Origin of the sequence: Kribbella sp. CA-245084 (genome assembly GCF_050942355.1) — a bacterium.
GTDB lineage: Bacteria > Actinomycetota > Actinomycetes > Propionibacteriales > Kribbellaceae > Kribbella.
In genome coordinates, this window is the sequence record NZ_CP192053.1 from 1,936,012 (window position 1) to 1,956,106 (window position 20,095).

At 68.2% G+C, this 20,095-nt stretch carries 14 protein-coding genes; 13 read left to right on the plus strand and 1 reads right to left on the minus strand.

Annotated elements, in window-relative coordinates:
- Positions 1–24 precede the first annotated feature (24 nt).
- Together ACQPYH_RS09455 and ACQPYH_RS09460 are read left to right on the plus strand one after the other, a co-directional pair.
- Positions 25–6,342, plus strand: a complete 6,318-nt coding sequence (locus tag ACQPYH_RS09455) for an RHS repeat-associated core domain-containing protein (RefSeq protein ID WP_432889107.1) — start codon at positions 25–27, stop codon at positions 6,340–6,342.
- 12 nt (positions 6,343–6,354) lie between these two features.
- Positions 6,355–7,095: a hypothetical protein gene (locus ACQPYH_RS09460; protein WP_432889109.1), complete on the plus strand. Its 741-nt coding sequence runs from the start codon at positions 6,355–6,357 to the stop codon at positions 7,093–7,095.
- Here the strand turns inward: ACQPYH_RS09460 and ACQPYH_RS09465 are convergent.
- Entirely contained in the window at positions 7,092–7,829 is a 738-nt protein-coding gene (locus ACQPYH_RS09465; protein ID WP_432889111.1) for a GntR family transcriptional regulator, read from the minus strand. The genes ACQPYH_RS09460 and ACQPYH_RS09465 overlap by 4 nt on opposite strands.
- Before the next feature lie 185 nt (positions 7,830–8,014).
- Between ACQPYH_RS09465 and ACQPYH_RS09470 the strand changes: the two genes are divergently transcribed.
- The 11 genes from ACQPYH_RS09470 to ACQPYH_RS09520 all read left to right on the plus strand — a co-directional run bounded on the left by ACQPYH_RS09470 (position 8,015) and on the right by ACQPYH_RS09520 (position 20,092).
- Complete coding sequence (locus ACQPYH_RS09470; protein ID WP_432889113.1) at positions 8,015–9,001, plus strand: Gfo/Idh/MocA family protein; 987 nt, start codon at positions 8,015–8,017, stop codon at positions 8,999–9,001.
- Between the two features lie 14 nt (positions 9,002–9,015).
- The gene (locus ACQPYH_RS09475; RefSeq protein ID WP_432889115.1) at positions 9,016–9,900 is read left to right on the plus strand and encodes a sugar phosphate isomerase/epimerase family protein; all 885 of its coding nucleotides are present in this window, start codon (positions 9,016–9,018) and stop codon (positions 9,898–9,900) included.
- A 37-nt stretch (positions 9,901–9,937) separates the two neighbouring features.
- Positions 9,938–10,876, plus strand: coding sequence for a 5-dehydro-2-deoxygluconokinase (iolC, locus tag ACQPYH_RS09480; RefSeq protein WP_130444743.1), 939 nt, complete (start codon positions 9,938–9,940; stop codon positions 10,874–10,876).
- Positions 10,877–11,331: 455 nt separating this feature from the next.
- A complete protein-coding gene (locus ACQPYH_RS09485; RefSeq protein ID WP_432894366.1) occupies positions 11,332–12,210 on the plus strand; it encodes a Cgl0159 family (beta/alpha)8-fold protein in 879 nt (292 codons plus the stop codon).
- Positions 12,207–13,106, plus strand: a complete 900-nt coding sequence (iolB, locus tag ACQPYH_RS09490; RefSeq protein ID WP_432889117.1) for a 5-deoxy-glucuronate isomerase — start codon at positions 12,207–12,209, stop codon at positions 13,104–13,106. Before ACQPYH_RS09485 ends, iolB begins: the two co-directional genes overlap by 4 nt.
- On the plus strand, positions 13,103–15,028 hold the full coding sequence (iolD, locus tag ACQPYH_RS09495) for a 3D-(3,5/4)-trihydroxycyclohexane-1,2-dione acylhydrolase (decyclizing) (RefSeq protein WP_432889119.1): 1,926 nt from the start codon (positions 13,103–13,105) through the stop codon (positions 15,026–15,028). Before iolB ends, iolD begins: the two co-directional genes overlap by 4 nt.
- 93 nt (positions 15,029–15,121) lie before the next feature.
- Positions 15,122–16,132, plus strand: coding sequence for a sugar ABC transporter substrate-binding protein (locus ACQPYH_RS09500; protein ID WP_432889121.1), 1,011 nt, complete (start codon positions 15,122–15,124; stop codon positions 16,130–16,132).
- Between the two features lie 66 nt (positions 16,133–16,198).
- A complete protein-coding gene (locus ACQPYH_RS09505) occupies positions 16,199–17,257 on the plus strand; it encodes an ABC transporter permease (RefSeq protein ID WP_432889123.1) in 1,059 nt (352 codons plus the stop codon).
- Positions 17,254–18,162 (plus strand): ATP-binding cassette domain-containing protein, encoded by a 909-nt coding sequence (locus ACQPYH_RS09510; protein ID WP_432889125.1) that lies wholly within the window; start codon positions 17,254–17,256, stop codon positions 18,160–18,162. Before ACQPYH_RS09505 ends, ACQPYH_RS09510 begins: the two co-directional genes overlap by 4 nt.
- Positions 18,159–19,079 carry a sugar phosphate isomerase/epimerase family protein gene (locus ACQPYH_RS09515; protein WP_432889127.1) on the plus strand — a complete coding sequence of 307 codons (921 nt, stop codon included), beginning with the start codon at positions 18,159–18,161 and terminating at the stop codon, positions 19,077–19,079. The genes ACQPYH_RS09510 and ACQPYH_RS09515 overlap by 4 nt, the downstream gene beginning before the upstream one ends.
- Positions 19,076–20,092 carry a Gfo/Idh/MocA family oxidoreductase gene (locus ACQPYH_RS09520; protein WP_432889129.1) on the plus strand — a complete coding sequence of 339 codons (1,017 nt, stop codon included), beginning with the start codon at positions 19,076–19,078 and terminating at the stop codon, positions 20,090–20,092. Before ACQPYH_RS09515 ends, ACQPYH_RS09520 begins: the two co-directional genes overlap by 4 nt.
- Positions 20,093–20,095 lie beyond the last annotated feature (3 nt).

A 20,095-nucleotide genomic window follows, 5' to 3' on the forward strand; every position in this document is an offset into this window, starting at 1 on the left:
GCCAACACTCTGGGGGAGTGAGGCATGGGTTCGTCCCGCCCGAAATCCATCACTGCAGGTGTCGTTGCGCTAGCCGTACTGATCGGTGGACTGCATGCTCCGCCGGCGTCGGCTGCCGATCCGAAGAAACCGAAGGCGGTCTCGGCCGAGGACTCGGTCGTCTCCGTGCCGGACAGATCGGTCCCGTTGCAACTCGATCCGTCCACCGCCGGCACCGCCAGACCGCAAGCGACACCGTCGAAGGTCGTCTGGCCCACCGCCGGCACCACAACAGTCACACTCTCCGGCTCCAGCAGCTCTCGTAGCGCTGGAGCCGTTGCCTTGCAGCCGATGTCCGGCGGTCCCGAGCAGGTGACCGTCGCGACCTATGACCACAAGGTCGCCGAGAAGCTCGGCGGCCACGGCGTCGCCCTGAAACTGACCCGCGCCGACGGCAGCCGCCGCTCCGCACCGGTCGGCGTCAGCGTCGACGTCGGCGGCTTCGCCGGCGCGTACGGCGGGGACTTCGAGTCCCGTCTGCGCCTGATCGCCAAGCCTGCTTGCGCATTGACCACCCCGGCCTCGGTCGCGTGCACCAAGTCGCAACCGGTCGCGAGCAAGATCGACCTCGTCACCCACAAGCTCACGGCGACCCTTCCGGTCGCACAGCAGGGCATGGTGTACATCGTGGCCGCCGCGCCGAGCGGCGAGGCCGGCTCGTACACCGCGACCAAGCTCGCCTCGTCGAGCAAGTGGTCGGTCGGCCTGCAGTCCGGTGACTTCAACTGGAGCTACCCGATCCCGAAGGCCGCCGCGGTCTCCGGCAACGCGCCCGACCTGGACCTGTCGTACTCGTCGCAGGCGGTCGACGGCCTGACCGCCGCCGAGAACGCCCAGCCCGGCTGGACCGGTCTCGGCTGGAGCCTCGAGACGCCGTACCTGGAACGCCGGTACAACGGCTGCTCGGACGACGGCGGTGACACCGGCGACCTGTGCTGGGCCGGTGACCAGCTGATGCTGTCGCTCGAAGGCACCTCGTCCGAGCTCGTCAAGGACAAGGCGGCCGGCGGCGATGTCTGGCGTGCCAAACAGGATCCGGGCTGGCGGATCGAGCGCAAGAAGGACGCTGACAACGGCGACAACGACGGCGAGTACTGGACCGTTCAGACGCCGCAGGGGATGACGTTCACCTTCGGCCGCGGCAAGCAGGCGACCACCGGTACGGCGACCAATTCGGTCTTCACCGTCCCGGTCTTCGGTGACGACGACGGCGAGCCGTGCCACAAAGGCAGCGTCGAGGACTCCTGGTGCACGCAGGCCTGGCGCTGGAACCTCGACGGCGTAGTAGATGCCCACGGCAACAGCACGACGTACTTCTACGACGTCGAGAAGAACAAGTACGCGCGCAACGGCGAGTCCGGCAAGTCGACGGAGTACATCCGCGGCGGGCACGTCCGCGACATCGTCTACTCCCAGCGGACCGGCGACGAGGGTACGACGGCACCGGCGCGACTGCACTTCGACGCCGGCCTGCGCTGCATCGAGGCGGCCGGTGGATCCGGCACGTGCCCGGCGTTCGACAAGGACCATGCGTCGTCGTATCCCGACGTACCGATGGACCAGGTCTGCACCGGCAGCTGCACCGGCGATGAGCAGAAGTCGCCGAGCTTCTTCACCAACCAGCTGCTCCGCTCGGTCACTGCGCAGCGCAACGACGGCACGAACTTCGTGGATGTCGACCGGGTCGACTTCACCTACTCGTTCCCGAAGCCGTCGGACGGGACGAGCGCGTCGCTGTGGCTGGAGAAGTTCCAGCAGGTCGGCCTCGGCGGATCCGGGACGGAGACGCTGCCACCGGTGGTGATCGCCGGTCGTGAGTCGCCGAACCGGGTCGACGCCGCTCCCGACAGCGGTGTGCCGAAGTTGCAGAAGCTGCGGGTCACCACGGTCACCGACGAGCTCGGCCGCCGGGTTGAGGTCGACTACGGTCAGCCAGACGGCTGCACGATCGACAACTTCCCTGAGGGACACGCCGATACCAACACCCAGACCTGTTTCCCGGCCTGGCGTTCGAACGGCGACAGTTCCGGCTTCGGTTGGTGGCACCGGTACCTGGTCAGCAAAGTCACGGTGGTCGACCAGGCCGGCGGTGCGCCACCGCAGGTGAACGAGTACCGCTACCGGGGCAAGCCGTCCTGGCACTACGACGATGACGACGTCACGCCGGCCAAGCGGAAGACCTGGAGCGACTGGCGCGGGTACGGCTCGGTCGACGTGGTCAAGATGTCCCAGGCCGCGAAGCCGCTGGAGATCACCCGCAACCTGTTCTTCCAGGGCATGGACGGCGACCGGCTCGCGAACGGCGGCAAGAAGTCCGTCGACGTGGTCGACTCCACCGGCGGATCGGTGAAGGACGTGCCGTGGCTGCGCGGGAAGGACCGCGAGACCCAGCAGTTCCAGCTGGACGCGTCAGGCAATCCGACGTACGAGCTGGGCGGCTCGCTGCACAGCTATGTCTCCGCGCACACGACCCCGCTCGATCCGGGGAAGACGAACGAGGACGACGACGCGCATCTCGTGGTCGAGAGCGATTCGGTCAAGCGGGAGACCGTCGTACCCGAGTCAGGTGACGCGCGCAGTACGCGGACGACGACGATGACCACGACGTACGACGACTACGGCCAGGCGACCGAGGTCGTCGACAAGGCCGGCGACGACGTGCGGTGCACGCGGACGAGCTACGCGCGCGACGATGCGACCGTCGCCGACTGGATGCTCGCGTTCCCGTACCGGATCCGCACGTACGAAGGCAGTTGTGCCGCGCCGAAGAGCCTGATCTCGGCGAAGGACCAGTACTACGACGGCTCCGACACCGTCGGCGGACCGGTCACCAAGGGGGACGTCTCCAAGAGCGTCACCGCGGTGACGGCGACCGGCACCGACAACATCACCAAGACCACCACGACGTCGGCGACGTTCGACGCCTACGGCCGGACGCTGACCGAAACCGATGCCAACGGCCACATCTCGAAGACCGCCTACACGCCGGCCACCGGCCGTCCGGACACCATCACCGAGACCAACCCGCTGGGCCAGGTCGAGGTCACCACGATGGAACCCGACCGCCAGCAACCGGTCACGGTCAAGGACGCCAACAACCAGGTCACCACGGAGACGTACGACGCGATGGGCCGTCTCGCCACGGTCCGGCTACCGGGGCAGGCGGCGGACGCTCCACCGGCGAAGGTCTTCACCTACCGGCTCGATCCGGATCACAAGCAGCCGCCGCTCGTGACCACCAAGGAGCTGCAGTCCGGGACGACGTACGTCACGTCGTGGTCGTTCCTCGACTCGACCGGGCGCGAACGCCAGAGCCAGGAGGTCTCGCCGGCGTCGACCGGGGACAAGCCGAAGACCATCGTCACCGACACCCGGTACGACGACGCGGGCCACGTGGCCGCCGAATCGCTGCCGGTGGTCGTCGACGGTGCCGCAGGCGATGCGCTGCAGGCCATTCCTGCCGATCAGGTGGTCGAGACGCGGCACACGTACGACGCGCTCGGCCGGGGCGTCAAGGACACACACTTTGCCCAGGGCAAGGAGTTGTGGGCCTCGACGACGTCGTACTTCGGCGATCACCAGCGGACCGTCCCGCCGGCCGGTGACGTGGTGAAGACGACGTGGACGGACGTCCGCGGCCGTCAGGTGAAGACCGAGGACGGCACCGGATCGTCGATCGCGGCGACGACGTACACCTATTACCCGTCCGGGCAGCTGGCCACTACGACGGATCCCGGCGGCCACAAGTCGACGTACAGCTACGACCTGCTCGATCGTCGGGTCGAGACGCTCGATCCGGACTCGGGCCGCAGCCGGACGCAGTACGACGACGAGGGCAACGTGACCGCGACGTGGGACGCGAAGACGCTCGCGTCCGGACGTCCCGGTCCGACCCTCGCCACGCAGTACGACGCCTTGGACCGGCCGACCGCCCGCTGGGCCGGCCCGGCCGGGACCGGGGAGAAGGTCGCGGCGTGGACCTACGACTCGACCGAGATCCCGAACGGCATCGGTCGCGGGCGGGCCACCACGACGTACTCCGGCGGGAAGGCCTTCACCCGCGAGGCGACCGGGTACGACGGTCGCGGTCGGGTGACGGGTCGCAAGTGGACGTTCCCGCAGGGTGTGGGCGGTCTGCTGCACGGCTCGTCGTACACGGTGAACTACGGGTACGACGAGGACGACAACCTGGTCTCGAAGACGTACGTGGACCCGGTGCTCGGGATCCAGAAGGAGACCGTCACCACGGCGTACGACAACCTGGGCAATCCGACCACGCTGTCGGGTGAGCTCACCGATCCGCTGACGGGCAACACGCACACCGACCAGTACCTGACGTCGACCGGCTACGCGGCCGACGGCAAGCTGGCCGGCCGGGAGTACGCGAACGCGCACCACTCGCTGAAGCGCGCGTACGCGTACGAACCGCAGACCCAGCGGCTGTCCCGGATCCAGACTCTGGTCGGCGACCCGCTGACGGGTGACGAGAAGGCAGTGCAGGACGACGGCTACAGCTGGGATCCGGCCGGGAACATCAAGCAGATCACCGATGTCACCGGGCCGAAGCCGGTCGCGACCTGCTACGGGTACGACGGACTCGACCGGCTCACGCACAGCTGGACGACGTACCAGACCGATTGCGCGGACGGCTCCTCGGAGACGGTCCACGACGGTCCGGCCGGCTACAACCAGTCGTGGACCTACTCGCCGGACGGCAACGTCACCTCGGAGAGCACGCTCGGGCTCACGAAGAACTACACGTACGGCGACGCGGCACACCCGCACGCGGTGACCAAGGCGGGAGCGCAGTCGTTCAAGTACGACGCGAACGGCGCGATGGTCCAACGACCCGGACTGCTCGGTGGACTGATTCCGACCCAGCTCGACTGGGACGCCCAAGGACAGCTGGAGTCCGAGACCAGCACGCTGGTGAGCAAGACGCAGTTCGTCTACGCGCCGGACGGCACGCGGCTGGCGCGGGTCGATCCGCTCGGCGTCGCCGCGACGCTGTACATCGACGGCGAGGAGATCACGGTCGTGGCCGGGCTGCTGAAGGCGGCCACCCGGTTCTACGACCAGGCCGGTACGTCGGTGGCGCTGCGGCAGACGCTCGGCAACGTGGTCTGGCAGTTGAGCGACCAGCAGGGCTCGGCGCAGATTTCGGTTGCCGATGGCACCGGACTTGCTGATCGCACCTACTACTCGCCGTACGGCGAGATCCGCAACCTGTTGCCGTCGCTGCCGTCCGAGCACGGCTGGCTGGACAAGATCAAGGATCCGACGACCGGACTGAACGCGCTGGGGCAGCGGTACTACGACTCCTCGCTCGGCCGGTTCCTGTCCCCGGATCCGGCGAGTGACGGATCGTCTGCCCAGGCGGCGAATCCGTACTCGTACGCCGAGAACAACCCGATCACCTATGTCGACCCGACCGGTCTGTGGAGCCTGTCCGGCGCCTGGAACTCGATCAAGAGCGGCGTCAGCAAGGCGGTCGACTGGGTCGACGAACACAAGGGCCTGATCACGAACATTGCCGTCGGCATCGGTGTCGGCATCGCGATCGGCGCGGTCTGTGCGACCGGTGTCGGCTGTGTGATCGCGGCAGGTGTCGCGGCAGGGGCAGCCGGTGCGGCGGCCGGGTACGGGGTCGATGTCGCTGACGGGAAGAAGGAGTTCTCCTGGGGCGGTCTCGCCACCGAGGTCGGGGTCGGCGCCGCAGTTGGCGGTCTGACCGCAGGCATCGGTGCGGGTGTCGGAGCCGGCGCTCGGGCGCTCGCGAACACCACCGCGGGCAAGGCCGTCACGGCCGTGGCGAGCAAGGCCGGTACGTCGATAGCCAACTCCGCAGCGGGCAAGGCGATCTCCACGACTGCGAAGGCTGTCACCGGAGCAGTGAAGACGGCAGGCGGGAAGACCGCAGGCAAGGTCGCAGCCGTCGTTCGCCAGGCGACCGGGAAGGTCAAACCTAGGGTCGGCCGGGATGTCGCGGTCAACCCGAAACCGCCGGCCGCGTTGCCGTTGCGCCGGCCGATCGGGAACAGTCCGACGCAGAACGCCCAGCTCCAGCAGGACATCCGGGCGCTGCGGGCACGGGGTGCGACCGATATGCGGGTGAACCAGCAACAGGTCAACATCAGCGGGGACCGGGTCGGCGTCAACCGTCCGGACCTCCAGTACACCTTGAACGGGCGGCGAAACTATGCGGAGTACGACACTCCCGCCTCGAACCGCGGGGTACCGCACAAGGAGAGGATCATCTCGAACGATCCGACCGCAAAGGTGCATCTGTACGACGTTCCATAGGAGGATCCAGGCGTGATCACACTTCTCTCCGACCGGTACGCGCCGATCACCTCGCGCTTCGGTTTCCTCGAACTGCCGCTGCAGGCGGCGGGTGAGGGGCTGCTGGCCTGGCGCCAGGAGCTGTACGGACGCGCGAAGGCGACGCCGGTCGGAGGGAGTCTGGGTGAGTTGCTCGAGCGGCTGCCGCCACTCACGGGTGGTGTGCGGCCGCGCGAGCTCCTCGTAGGCACGGCCGGCGACAAATGGACGGCGTACTTCGACTGCGGCTTCCAGGGCACCGACGCGGTGAGCGCGGTCGGGTATCTGTCCGAGAACCTGAAGTGCCACGGCCTGGCGCTCGACTCGACCCCGCACACGCTGGGCACGTCGCTGGAGGAGCCGGGGCGCTACGGTGCCGTGCAGTTCGAGTTGTTCGGGCCGTTGCCGACCGACTTCCTCAACTACGTGCGGACGATCTCGGCGACGCACGACGGCAGCCGGTGGCGGTTCGACGCGAGCGGGACTGTGCAACCGTTCGAGCAGCCCGCGCAGTACGAGGCGCGGAAGGTCCGGGACAAGTTCACTTCGGAGATGCTGGCCTCATATGCCGCAGCGCTCGGCGTCCGCGCCTTCGACGAGGACTTCTATGCGGGGCAGGGTTTGCTGATCGAGTCTCGTCAGAAGGTCCCGCGCAAGGCCGAGTCCCGGTCGTTGGCCGACACGCAACGCTACTGGGGGATCGTCCCCGGCGTGGCCGACAAGATCCCGGGCTAGCGCTCGGACACGACGACGTCGACCGAGTAGTGGTCGGCACGGTAGCAGTGGTTGCCGTACTCGATGGGGGAGCCGTCGGCGGCGTAGGCGGAGCGGGTCATGGTGACGAGCGGCTCGGCCTTGGACATGTGGAGGGTACGGCGTTCGTCCGCGGTGGCGTTGCGGGCGCCGATGCGCTGGCGGGCGACCGTCGGGCGGATGCCGCGGGCTCGGAGTACGGCGTACAGGCCCCCGTGCGTGAGCTGTTCCAGCGTGAGGTTGTTGAGGGCCGGAGGCAACCAGTTGCGCATGATCGCGAGGGGTACGTCGTCGGCGTAGCGGAGCCGGACGATCGAGACCAGCGGGGTGCCGGGCGGGAGCTCGAGCACCGACGCGGCGTGGTCGTCCTGCGCCTCGCAGTCGAGTGACAGGACCTGGGTGCGCGGCGTGCGGCCCTCGCGCTGGAGGTCCTCGTACAGGCTGGTCAGCTCGGCCTTGCGGTGCACCATCTGGCTCGCGACCGTGGTGCCGATGCCGCGCCGGCGGACCAGCAGGCCCTGGTTGACCAGCTCGGCGATCGCGCGCCGCACGGTCGGCCGGGACAGGCCGAGCCGGTCCGACATGGCGATCTCGTTCTCGAACGGGTCGCCCGGGCGGAGTGAGCCGTCGGTGATCGCGGACGTCAGCTGCTCGGCCAGCTGGTGGTAGAGCGGCACCGGACTGGCCCGATCGATACTGACCGGGAGAGCGATCATGGCCGGGATGTTACATGAGGAAGGTATGTATGTCTTGACGTGAAAATGTGTTTACAAAGTATTGACACCCTGTCAGCGGCCGGGAAGGCTGGCGGAGGCGTGCTTCGGGCTCGCGTGCTTTGGGCCGGCGTGCTTGGGCCGACGTGTTTGGCTGACGTGTTGGGGTGAACAGAGAGGTGACCGGGATGCGGATCGGGTTGGTCGGGGTCGGGCGGATCGGGGCGTTCCACGCCGCGACGCTCAAGGATTTGCCGGCGGTGGATCAGGTGGTCGTCGCCGACGCGGATCCGAGCCGGGCGGAGCTCGTCGCGAAGGATCTCGGCCTGGAGTTCGCACCCGACGTCGCCACGCTGCTGGCGAGCCGTCCGGACGGCTTCGTCATCGCGGCCGCGACCTCGGCACACGCCTCTTTGATCGAAGCCGGTATTGCCGCGGGTGTGCCGACGTTCTGTGAGAAGCCGGTCGCGCTGGACCTGGCGGAGACCGAGCGGGTGGTGGCGCTGGTCGAGGCATCGACCGTGCCAGTGCACATCGGCTTCCAGCGCCGGTTCGACGCCGGGTACCAGGCAGCGCGGGAGGCGGTCCGGTCCGGCGAGCTCGGTTTCGTCCACCACATCAGGGCCAACACCAACGACGCGTTCCCGCCGCACCACGAATACATCCCGCAGAGCGGTGGGTTCTTCCGCGACTGTACGGTCCACGACTTCGACATCATCCGGTACGTCACCGGCCGCGAGGTGGTCAGCGTCTACGCGACCGGCGCGAACCGCGGCGAGGCTTTCTTCGGCGAGTACGGCGACGTGGACTCGGCGGCCGCGCTGCTCACGCTCGACGACGGCACGTTCGTCGCGGTCAGCGGGACGCGCTACAACGGCGCCGGGCACGACGTACGGATGGAGCTGCACGGCAGCCTCGGATCGATCGCGGTCGGGCTCGACTCGCACACCGCGCTGCGATCGGCCGAACCCGGCGTCACGTTCCCGGACGGGAAGCCGCACATGACCTTCATGGACCGGTTCCAGCCCGCGTACGTCGCGGAGCTGACTGCCTTCGCGGAGCTCGTCGCCGGCACCCGCGAGGTCCCGTGCACGGTCCGGGACGCGCTCGCCGCTTTCCGGATCGCCGATGCCTGCGAACTGTCCCGCCACGAGAACCGCATCATCACCCTCTGAGGAGACCCACTCGTATGACTGATCTCGCTGCTCGCATTGCCGGCGCCCCGATCTCGTGGGGAGTCTGCGAGGTACCTGGGTGGGGCTGGCAGTACGACGCCGCGACAGTTCTCGCCGAGATGCGCGACGCCGGTCTGGCCGCAACGGAGTTCGGGCCGGACGGATTCCTGCCGGACGACCGGGCCAAGAAGGCGAAAACCCTTGCGGACGTGGGGCTTCGGGCGGTTGGAGGCTTCGTGCCGGTCGTGCTGCACGATCCGTCGTACGACCCTGCTCCCGTTGTTGCCACGGCACTCGAGGGCTTCGTTGCCGCGGGCGCGACCACGCTGGTGCTCGCGGCCGCGACCGGCCAGGAGGGGTACGACGACCGTCCGGTGCTGGACGAGATCGGCTGGAACACGTTGCTCGCCAATCTCGACAAGCTGGCCGCGGCGGCGGCCGCTTCTGGGGTGCTCGCGACGATCCATCCGCATGTCGGCACGATGGTCGAGAACTCCGACGACGTCTCGCGCGTGCTGAATGGGTCCTCGATCGGTCTCACGCTGGACACCGGTCACTTGCTGATCGGCGGTGTCGACCCGGTCGCTCTCGCGGTCAAGCACACCGATCGCATTCGGCACACGCACTTGAAGGACGTCGACGCCACCTGGGCGGCCCGCGTCCAGGCCGGCTCGGTCTCGTACACCGACGCCGTACGTCAGGGGATGTACCGGCCGCTGGGCGCCGGTGACATCGACATCGCGACCATCGTCGGCACCTTGGAGAAGTCCGGGTACGACGGTTGGTACGTCCTGGAGCAGGACACGATCCTGCAGTCGCAGCCGACCGACGACGGGCCGGTGGTGGACGTTCGGGCCAGCATCGATCACCTGCTGGCGATCGCCGAGGCAGTCCGATGAGGTTCGCGCCGACCCGGGTGGATGGGATGGTCTGACGATGGACGACGTATTGACGATCGGGCGGATCGGGGTCGACCTGTATCCGTTGCAGGCCGGGACGCACCTGGAGGACGTGGAATCGTTCGGGAAGTTCCTCGGCGGGAGCGCGACGAACGTTGCCGTCGCGGCGGCGCGGCACGGGCGGAAGTCGGCGGTGATCAGCCGGACCGGGAACGATCCGTTCGGCACCTTCATCCACCGGACGTTGGGCGAGCTCGGCGTCGATGACCGGTTCGTTTCGCCGGTCGACGGGTTGCCGACGCCGATCACGTTCTGCGAGATCTTCCCGCCGGACAACTTCCCGCTGTACTTCTACCGGTTCCCGAAGGCGCCGGACCTGGTGATCAACCCGTCCGAGCTCGACCTGGACGCGATCCGGGAGGCGCGGATCTACTGGTCGACGGTGACCGGGCTGTCCGCGGAGCCGTCGCGGTCGGCGCACTTCGCTGCCTGGGAAGCGCGCGAGCGGCGGCCGATCACGGTGTTGGACCTGGACTACCGGCCGATGTTCTGGGCCGATCCGAGCGAGGCGCACGAGCAGGTGTCGCGGGCGCTGGAGTACTGCACGGTTGCTGTAGGCAACCGTGAGGAGTGTGAGGTCGCGGTCGGCGAGACGGACCCGGACAAGGCGGCGCAGGCGCTGCTCGATCGTGGGCTGGATCTTGCTGTCGTGAAGCAGGGCCCGCGCGGGACGTTGGCGCGGACTCGCGACGAGCGCGTCGAGGTCCCGCCGTACCCGGTCGAGGTCGTCAACGGCCTCGGCGCCGGCGACGGCTTCGGCGGCGCACTGTGCCACGGGTTGCTGTCCGGCTGGCCCCTCGAAAAGGTCATCCGCTTCGCCAACATCGCCGGCGCCATCGTCGCCTCCCGCCTCGAATGCTCCACCGCCATGCCCACCACCGAAGAAGTCCTGTCCAAGTTGGGTGACCCCTCATGACCAGACGAGACCAGGACCCGTACGACGAAGACGCCCGCCCCATCCCCATCCAACGCCCCACCCCCGACCAAGAAACCATCTACGAACCGGGCCCCAACGACCCCACAATCGCGGTCCGCCGCCCACCGAGCGACTCGCCGTTCGCGCCGCAGCCGGGCGCGAACGACCCGACAGTTGTCGCCCAGCGCCCGGGGCCCGGGCCGAACGATCCGACGGTTGCTGCCGACCGTCCCGTGCACAGCAACACCGCGAGCTCCGGCACCTCGGCGGGGCCTGCTCAGCGTGCAGTTTCGCGGCCTGGGTCGGAGGAGCCGACGGTTGAGCGGCCCGTGGTGCAGCAGGCCGGCGTACAGCGGGGGGAGTGGTCGCCGGATGGGCAGACCACGGTGATCGGGGATCTTGAACTGCCTGTGGAGCAGGCCGTTCAGCCGCGGTACGGAGAGTATGGGGATCGGTTGGCGGAGCTGACGGAGATTCGGGTGCGGCATCCGGAGCGGCTGGCCGAGGCCTGGCAGCAGCGGCGGACGCGCGCCTTGGTGGGTGACGACGGCAGGCTGCTGATTGTTGCCGCCGACCACCCGGCGCGAGGGGCGCTCGGGGTGAGGGGCGACCGGATGGCGATGGCCAGCCGCCCGGACCTGATCGCCCGCCTGATGACCGCCCTCGAACGCCCCGGCGTCGACGGCGTCCTGGCAACCCCGGACATCCTCGAAGACCTTCTGCTTCTCGGAGCGCTGGAAGGCAAGGTCGTCATCGGCTCGATGAACCGCGGCGGCCTGCAAGGCGCCGCCTTCGAGGTCGACGACCGCTTCACGGCCTACCGGACCGCCGAAGAGATCGCTGCCCGCCGGCTCGACGGCGGCAAGATGCTGACCCGCATCGACCTCGGCGATCCCGGCACCGTCTCCACCCTGGAGTCGAGCGCCGCCGCGGTCACCGGTCTGGCCGAGCACAAGCTGATGGCGATGGTCGAGCCGTTCTGGTCGACCCGCACCGAGGACGGCCGGGTGACCAACTTGCTCGACCCGGACTCGGTGATCAAGTCGATCCACATCGCCTCCGCCCTCGGCGCGACGAGCGCATATACCTGGCTCAAGCTGCCAGTGGTCGACGAACTGGAAAGGGTGATGGAGGCAACGACCCTCCCGACCCTGCTCCTCGGCGGCGATCCGACGGTCGCACCGGAAGCGACGTACGCATCCTGGGGCAAGGCGCTCAGCCTCCCCTCGGTACGCGGTCTCGTCGTCGGCCGGGCGCTCCTCTTCCCACCTGGCGGTGACGTAGCCGCAGCCGTCGACCACGCCGCGATGCTCGTCCACGGAGGCGCCGCATGACCGAATGGTTCCGGCCCGCTGGGTCAACGGCGTACGAAGGCTTCGAGTTGATGGTCCGGCCGGGCGAGCCCGACTGGCACCACACCGGACTCTCCATCCGCACGCTCCTCCCAGGCCAGTCGGTGGAGATCGACACCGGAGAGTGCGAGTACATCGTCCTCCCGCTCAGCGGATCGGCCGAGGTGATCGTCGACGGGGACTCGGTCCCGCTCGGCGGTCGCGCAGATGTCTTCGCCGGTACGACGGACCTTGCCTACGTCCCGCGCAACACGACGTTCGCGGTAGTCAGCGCAGGCGGCGCGAGGATCGCGTTCCCGAACGCCAAGGCCGCGAGCGACCTCCCGTTCCAGCGGATCGCGGCCGGCGACGTCGAGACCGAGCTCCGCGGCGCCGGCGTCTCGTCGCGCCAGGTCCGGAACTTCGGCGTACCCGGTGTCCTCGACGCCGACTCGATCATCGCCTGCGAGGTGATCACGCCGGCCGGCAACTGGTCGTCGTACCCGCCGCACAAGCACGACGAGCACAAGCCGGGGAAGGAGAGCGAGCTCGAGGAGATCTACTACTTCGAGCTGCAGCTGTCCGACGACGTACCGGAAGGTGTGAAGGGCAACGATCCGATCGGCTACCAGCGCGTGTACGGGACCGACGACCGGCCGATCGACGTACTGGCCGAGGTGCGCAGCGGTGACCTGGTGCTCGTCCCGCACGGCTGGCACGGTCCGGCGATGGCGCCGCCCGGCTACGACATGTACTACCTCAACGTGATGTCCGGCCCCGGCACCGAGCGGCAATGGTTGATCACCGACGACCCGCAACACGCCTGGGTCCGCGAACTGTGGAACTCCCAACAGATCGATCCCCGCCTGCCGTTCGGACAAGGAGCAGAAGAGTCATGAAGGTCCGCCTCACGGTCGCCCAGGCCCTCGTGCGCTTCCTGAGTGTTCAGTACTCCGAGCGCGACGACCAACGGCAGAAGCTCTTCGCCGGATGCTTCGGCATCTTCGGTCACGGCAACGTGGCCGGCGTCGGCCAGGCGCTGCTGCAGTCCGAGCTGGCGGATCCCGACGCGCTGCCGTACATCCTGGCCCGCAACGAGCAGGCCATGGTCCACACCGCCGCCGCCTTCGCCCGTACGACGAACCGCCTGCAGACCTACGCCTGTACGGCGAGCATCGGCCCGGGCTCGACCAACATGATCACCGGCGCCGCGCTGGCGACCGTCAACCGGCTGCCGGTCCTGCTGCTTCCGTCGGACACGTTCGCCACCCGGATCGCCACGCCCGTACTGCAGGAGCTGGAGAACCTCGGCGCCGGCGACATCAGCGTGAACGACGCGTTCCGCCCGGTCTCGCGGTACTTCGACCGCGTCAGCCGCCCCGAGCAGCTCCCGTCCGCACTGCTCAACGCCATGCGCGTACTCACCGACCCGGTCGAGACCGGCGCGGTCACCGTCGCGCTGCCGCAGGACGTGCAGGCCGAAGCGTTCGACTGGCCCGAGGAACTGTTCGCCGAGCGCGAGTGGCACGTCGCGCGACCGTTGCCTGAGACAACCATCCTCGATCAGGCCGCCGAGCTGATCCGCACCTCGCGCCGTCCGCTGATCGTCGCCGGCGGCGGCGTCGCGTACTCCGGAGCCAACGACGTACTGCGAACGTTCGCGGAGGCGACCGGCATCCCGGTCGGTGAATCCCAAGCAGGCAAAGGGTCCCTGCCCTACGATCATCCGCAGTCCCTCGGCGCGATCGGCTCGACGGGTACGACGGCGGCCAACGCGATCGCCGAATCCGCGGACCTGGTGATCGGCATCGGCACCCGGTACGCCGACTTCACCACCGCGTCACGCACCGCGTTCCAGAACCCCGACGTCCGGTTCGTCAACCTCAACGTCGCCAGGTTCGACGGCGGCAAGCACGCCGGCCTTCCGGTTGTGGCCGATGCCCGCGAGGCGCTGACCGCACTGACGGCAAAGCTCAACGGCTGGTCGGTCGAAGACGAGTACCGCGCCGAGTCGCTCCAACTCGCCCAGGAGTGGGACGCGATCGTCGAGCGCACCTACAACCCGCCGGCCGAGGTGACCGGGAAGCTGGCCGCAGGCCTGCTCACGCAGGGCGAAGTGCTCGGTTGTGTGAACGAGCTCTCCGACCCACGCGACGTCGTCGTCTGTGCGGCCGGTTCGATGCCGGGCGACCTGCACAAACTCTGGCGGACCCGCGACGGCAAGGGGTACCACGTCGAGTACGGCTACTCCTGCATGGGCTACGAGATCGCCGGCGGCATCGGCGTACGGCTCGGCGCACCTGATCGGGATGTGTTCGTGATGGTCGGCGACGGCTCGTACCTGATGATGGCGACCGAGCTCGTGACCGCGGTCCAGGAGAACGTCAAGGTGATCGTGGTCCTGGTGCAGAACCACGGCTTCGCGTCGATCGGCGCGCTCTCGGAGTCGCTCGGCTCCCAACGGTTCGGTACGTCGTACCGCTACCGCTCGGGCGACGGCCGGCTGGACGGCGACTACCTGCCCGTGGACCTCGCCGCGAACGCCCGCAGCCTGGGCGTCGAGGTGATCGAGGTCGACGGCCGCGCCGAACTGGAGAAGGCGATCGGCATCGCGAAGGCCGCGGCCGGGCCGATGGTGATCCACGTCCGGACCGATCCGTTGATCGGCGCTCCGGACAGCGAGTCCTGGTGGGACGTCCCGGTCAGCGAGGTGTCGACGCTCGAGTCGACCTCGACGGCGCGGGCGGCGTACGAGGAGTCCAAGGCGGGGCAGCGCGCCTACATGGCGCCGGTGACGTACACGCGGGAGGTGGACGACTGACGGCGGCCCGCAGTGCACGGGGGTACGCGATTCACGGGCCGGGATCCATCCGGCTCCGCACGCAGATGACTCCTCCACGAAGGGGAAGCAAAGATGTACAAGTCAAGGAGGCGGTTGCTGTCTGCCGCCCTCGCTGTGGGTCTGGTGGTCACAGCGGCAGGGTGCAGCAGCAGCGGGGGGAAGAAGTCCACGGACACCTCCGCGAACGCCGCAGCAGCAGGTAAGGCGGACACGCCGAAGATCACGATCGCGATGATCACCCACGCGGCCCAGGGCGACACGTTCTGGGACATCATCCGCAAGGGCGCCAACGCGGCGTCGTCGAAGGACAATGTCGATCTGAAGTACTCGTCCGACCCGGACTCGACCAAGCAGGCGAGCCTGATCCAGAGTGCGATCGACAGCAAGGTGGACGGGATCGCGCTGACGCTGTCCGACCCGGCCGCGATCACGCCGATGGTGAAGAAGGCGAACGCCGCCGGGATCCCGGTCGTCGTCTTCAACCAAGGCTTCCAGGCCTGGCAGGAGAGCGGCGCGCTGTCGTACTTCGGCTCGAACGAGGAAGAGGCCGGTGAACAGGCCGGCAAGCGTGCGGCCGAGGCCGGCGCCAAGCACATCCTCTGTGTGCCGCAGGCGCAGGGTTCGCTCGCGCTGGAGACCCGCTGCAACGGTGTCCAGAAGGGCTTCACCGCGGCCGGCGGCAAGTACGACAAGCTGTATGTGAACCAGCTCGACATGCCGTCCGTGCAGTCGACGATCACGGCGAAACTCACCCAGGACAAGACGATCGACTACGTGATCACCCTGGGCGCGCCGATCGCACTCACCGCGATCCAGTCGATCAAGGCGGCCGGCAGCTCGGCCAAGCTGGGCACGTTCGACAGCAACCCGCAGATCATCGACCCGGTGAAGAACGGGCAGGTGCAGTTCGTCATCGACCAGCAGCCGTACCTGCAGGGTTATCTCGCGGTCGACTCGCTGTGGCTCTACAAGACCAACGGCAACGTCATCGGTGGCGGTCTGACGGTTCCCACTGGTCCGTACTTCGTCGACAAGTCCAACGTCGACGCGTTCGCGAAGTTCGCGTCGGGTGGCACCCGCTAGGTGTGATTCCGGGCCTCGCCTGCCGCAGGCGGGCAGGCCCGGAGCCCCGGGAACCGGAGGTATCGGATGAGTAAGACAGTGGCCGCTCCAGCCCCCGCCCCGGCGGCGCGGGACGAGCGGGTCAAGCAGAAGTCGCTGCTCCAGCGTCTGATGGGACGTCCGGAGGTCGGCGCCCTCGCGGGCGCGATCCTGATCTTCATCTTCTTCTATGCGGTCGCGGAACCGTTCCGCGGCGCCGGCGCGCTGGCGACCGTGCTCTACGTCAGCTCGACGTACGGCATTCCCGCGGTCGCGGTGGCCCTGCTGATGATCGGCGGCGAGTTCGACCTCTCCGCGGGTGTCGCGGTGATCAGCTCGGCGTTGTTCGCGGCGATGTTCGCCTTCCAGCTCAGCACGAACGTCTGGTTGGCCGTCGTACTGGCGCTGGTGTTCTCGCTGGTGATCGGTTTCATCAACGGCTGGCTGGTAGTGCGGACCGGCATCCCGAGCTTCCTGGTCACCCTCGGGACGTTCTTCATGCTGCGCGGCCTCAACCTCGGTATGACCAAGGTGATCACCGGCAACGTGGCCACCGACGACGTCTCGAACATGGACGGGTTCACGTCGGCCCGGAAGGTCTTCGCCTCCTCGGTCACGGTCGGCGGCGCGGAGCTCAAGATCACGCTGCTGTGGTGGATCCTCTTCGTTCTGGTGGCGACGTGGGTCCTGCTGCGCACGCGGGTCGGGAACTGGATCTTCGCGGTCGGCGGCTCGGCGGACAGTTCGCGCGCAGTCGGCGTACCGGTCCGGAAGGTGAAGATCGGGCTGTTCATGGCCGTCGGGTTCACCGGCTGGTTCATGGGCATGCACAACCTGTTCGCGTTCAACACCGTGCAGTCCGGCAACGGCGTCGGCAACGAGTTCTACTACATCATCGCGGCGGTCGTCGGCGGCTGTCTGCTGACCGGCGGCTACGGCTCGGCGGTCGGTGCGGCGATCGGAGCGCTGATCTTCGGGATGTCCAACCAGGGCATCACGCTGGCCGGCTGGAACCCGGACTGGTTCTACTTCTTCGTCGGCGTCCTGCTGCTCGGCGCGATCCTGCTCAACAACTACATCCGTCGACGTGCGGAGGCATCCCGATGACCGCAACGCTGAAGGACGCGCCGGCCAAGGCGCCACTGGTCCGTCTGACCGGCTGCGACAAGAACTACGGCAACATCATCGCCCTCGGCGGTGTGTCGCTGGAGGTGGACGCGGGCGAGGTGACCTGCGTGCTCGGCGACAACGGCGCGGGCAAGTCGACGCTGATCAAGATCATCGCCGGCCTGCACAAACCGAGTCACGGCACCTACGAGGTCGAGGGCGAGGCGGTCACGTTCGGCTCGCCCCGCGAGGCACTCGAGCGCGGGATCGCCACCGTGTACCAGGACCTGGCAGTCGTGCCGTTGATGCCGGTCTGGCGCAACTTCTTCCTCGGCAACGAGGTACGGCGGAAGTTCGGGCCGCTCAGCCGGCTGGACATCGACTTCATGCGGCGTACCACGAAGAAAGAGCTGCTCGACATGGGCATCGACCTGCGCGACGTCGACCAGCCCATCGGCACGCTGTCCGGAGGGGAGCGGCAGTGTGTCGCGATCTCCCGGGCGGTGTACTTCGGCGCGAAGGTGCTGATCCTGGACGAGCCGACCGCGGCGCTGGGCGTCAAGCAGTCCGGCGTGGTGCTGAAGTACATCATCCAGGCCCGCGAACGCGGCCTCGGCGTCATCTTCATCACCCACAACCCGCACCACGCGTACCCGGTCGGCGACCGTTTCCTGCTGCTCAAACGCGGCAGGGTCCTCGGATACCACGCGAAGGACGAGATCACCCGGGACGAGCTGACCGCCCTGATGGCCGGTGGCGCCGAGCTCGAGGAGCTGCACCACGAGCTCCAGAGCGGTGGAGGTCTGGCCGCGGAGGTGGCGGAGGAAATGCAGGCCGAGGTGGCCGAGGTACAGGAGCTCGGCATCTCCGAATCGACCGCATCCGGAAGGACCACTGATTCATGACGACGATCGACGGCCCCCAGCTGCATCTGGGCAGCTGCCCGGACTCCTGGGGGATCTGGTTCGCCGACGACCCGCAGCAGACGCCGTGGGACCGGTTCCTGGACGAGTTGTCCGGTGTCGGCTACCAGTGGATCGAGCTCGGCCCGTACGGGTACCTGCCGACCGATCCGGCCCGGCTGACCGACGAGCTCGGCAAGCGCGGTCTCCGGGCCTCGGGCCAGGCCGTCGGCGCCCCACTGCACGACCGCAGCCAGTGGGAGCCGACGCTGGCCGAGGCCCGGCGGGTCGCGGAGCTGATCACCGCGGTCGGCGGGAAGTTCTTGGTGATCCTGCCCGGGGAGTACCGGGACGGGAAGACCGGTGCGGTCACGTCGAGCCGTGAGCTCGACGCCGACAGCTGGAACACGTTGATCCGGCAGAACAACGAGCTCGGCCGGGTCATCGGCGAGGAGTACGGCTTGACCCTGGCGTTCCACCCGCATGCGGATTCGCACGTGGAGACGCAGATCCAGGTGGAGCGATTCCTGCACGACACGGACCCGCAGTACGTGTCGCTGTGTCTGGACACCGGGCACCTCGCCTACCGCCACGGCGACAACGTCGCGATCATCGAGAAGTACCCGGAGCGGCTGGGGTTCCTGCACATCAAGGGCGTCGATCCGGACGTGCTGAAGGTCGTCGACGCCGAGGACCTGCCGTTCGGCGAGGCGGTCAAACGCGGGGTGATGGCCGAGCCGCCGAACGCCGAGCCGAAGGTCGAGCCGATCGTCCGGGCGCTCGAGGCGCTCGACCGGGACGACCTGTTCGTCATCGTCGAGCAGGACCTGTATCCGTGCGAGTTCGACGTACCCGGGCCGATCGCACGGCGGACGTACGACTATCTGCGCAGCGTGGGAATCGGAGGTGACCAGTCATGACGGTCCGGGTCGGAGTGATCGGCGTGGGCATGATCGGGCAGGACCACATCCGCCGGCTCACGCACGTGCTGTCCGGCGCGCAGGTGGTCGCGATCACGGACGTGGATCCGGCCCGCGCACAGTCGGTGGCGGACGGTCTGTCCAGCTGCACGGTCCACTCGACCGGGCAGGACGTGATCCGGGACGACGCAGTCGACGCCGTACTGGTGACGTCGTGGGGGCCGACGCACGAAGAGTTCGTGCTCGCCGCCATCGAGGCGGGCAAGCCGGTGTTCTGCGAGAAGCCGTTGGCCACCACGCAGGAGGCTTGCCGGCGGATCGTCGACGCCGAGGTCGCCAGCGGGCGGCGGCTCGTGATGGTCGGGTTCATGCGCCGGTACGACGCGGCGTACCAGGCGGTGAAGGGGGCCGTCGACGACGGATCGATCGGTGCGCCGTTGCTGATGCACTGCGCGCATCGCAACCCGTCCGTCCCGCCGTACGGGTTCACCACCGAGATGATCATCACCGACTCCGCGATCCATGAGATCGACCTGGTGCGGTGGATGTTCGACGAGGACATCGCGGCGGCAACGGTCCTCAAGCCGCGACGCAACAGCAACGCCGCCGACGACATGCAGGACCCGCTGGTGCTGCTGCTGGAGATGGCGAGCGGCATCCTCGTCGACGTCGAGCTGTCGATGAACATCCGCTTCGGGTACGACATCCGCGGCGAGGTCGTCGGCGAGTTCGGTACGGCGGCGCTCGCGGAGACGGGCGCCGCGGTCGTGAAGAACGACGGCCGGTACGCCGGACGTGTGCCGGCGGACTGGCGGGAGCGGTTCATCCGCGCGTACGACATCGAGCTGCAGGACTGGATCGATGCGGTCGCGTCCGGTGGGTTCACCGGCCCGAGCGCGTGGGACGGTCATCTCGCGGCGGTGGCGTCGGACACCTGCATCGAGGCGTTGCGGACCGGTCAGCGGGTCGAGGTCGCCTCGCACGAACGCCCCGACTTCTACGCGAAGGGGTGACGG

Coding starts and splice junctions, on each gene's coding strand:
- ACQPYH_RS09505 (WP_432889123.1), top strand. CDS start 16,199: ATGAGTAAGACAGTGGCCGCTCCAGCCCCCGCCCCGGCGGCGCGGGAC.
- ACQPYH_RS09465 (WP_432889111.1), bottom strand. CDS start 7,829: ATGATCGCTCTCCCGGTCAGTATCGATCGGGCCAGTCCGGTGCCGCTC.
- ACQPYH_RS09455 (WP_432889107.1), top strand. CDS start 25: ATGGGTTCGTCCCGCCCGAAATCCATCACTGCAGGTGTCGTTGCGCTA.
- ACQPYH_RS09500 (WP_432889121.1), top strand. CDS start 15,122: ATGTACAAGTCAAGGAGGCGGTTGCTGTCTGCCGCCCTCGCTGTGGGT.
- ACQPYH_RS09470 (WP_432889113.1), top strand. CDS start 8,015: ATGCGGATCGGGTTGGTCGGGGTCGGGCGGATCGGGGCGTTCCACGCC.
- iolB (WP_432889117.1), top strand. CDS start 12,207: ATGACCGAATGGTTCCGGCCCGCTGGGTCAACGGCGTACGAAGGCTTC.
- ACQPYH_RS09510 (WP_432889125.1), top strand. CDS start 17,254: ATGACCGCAACGCTGAAGGACGCGCCGGCCAAGGCGCCACTGGTCCGT.
- iolC (WP_130444743.1), top strand. CDS start 9,938: ATGGACGACGTATTGACGATCGGGCGGATCGGGGTCGACCTGTATCCG.
- ACQPYH_RS09515 (WP_432889127.1), top strand. CDS start 18,159: ATGACGACGATCGACGGCCCCCAGCTGCATCTGGGCAGCTGCCCGGAC.
- ACQPYH_RS09475 (WP_432889115.1), top strand. CDS start 9,016: ATGACTGATCTCGCTGCTCGCATTGCCGGCGCCCCGATCTCGTGGGGA.
- iolD (WP_432889119.1), top strand. CDS start 13,103: ATGAAGGTCCGCCTCACGGTCGCCCAGGCCCTCGTGCGCTTCCTGAGT.
- ACQPYH_RS09520 (WP_432889129.1), top strand. CDS start 19,076: ATGACGGTCCGGGTCGGAGTGATCGGCGTGGGCATGATCGGGCAGGAC.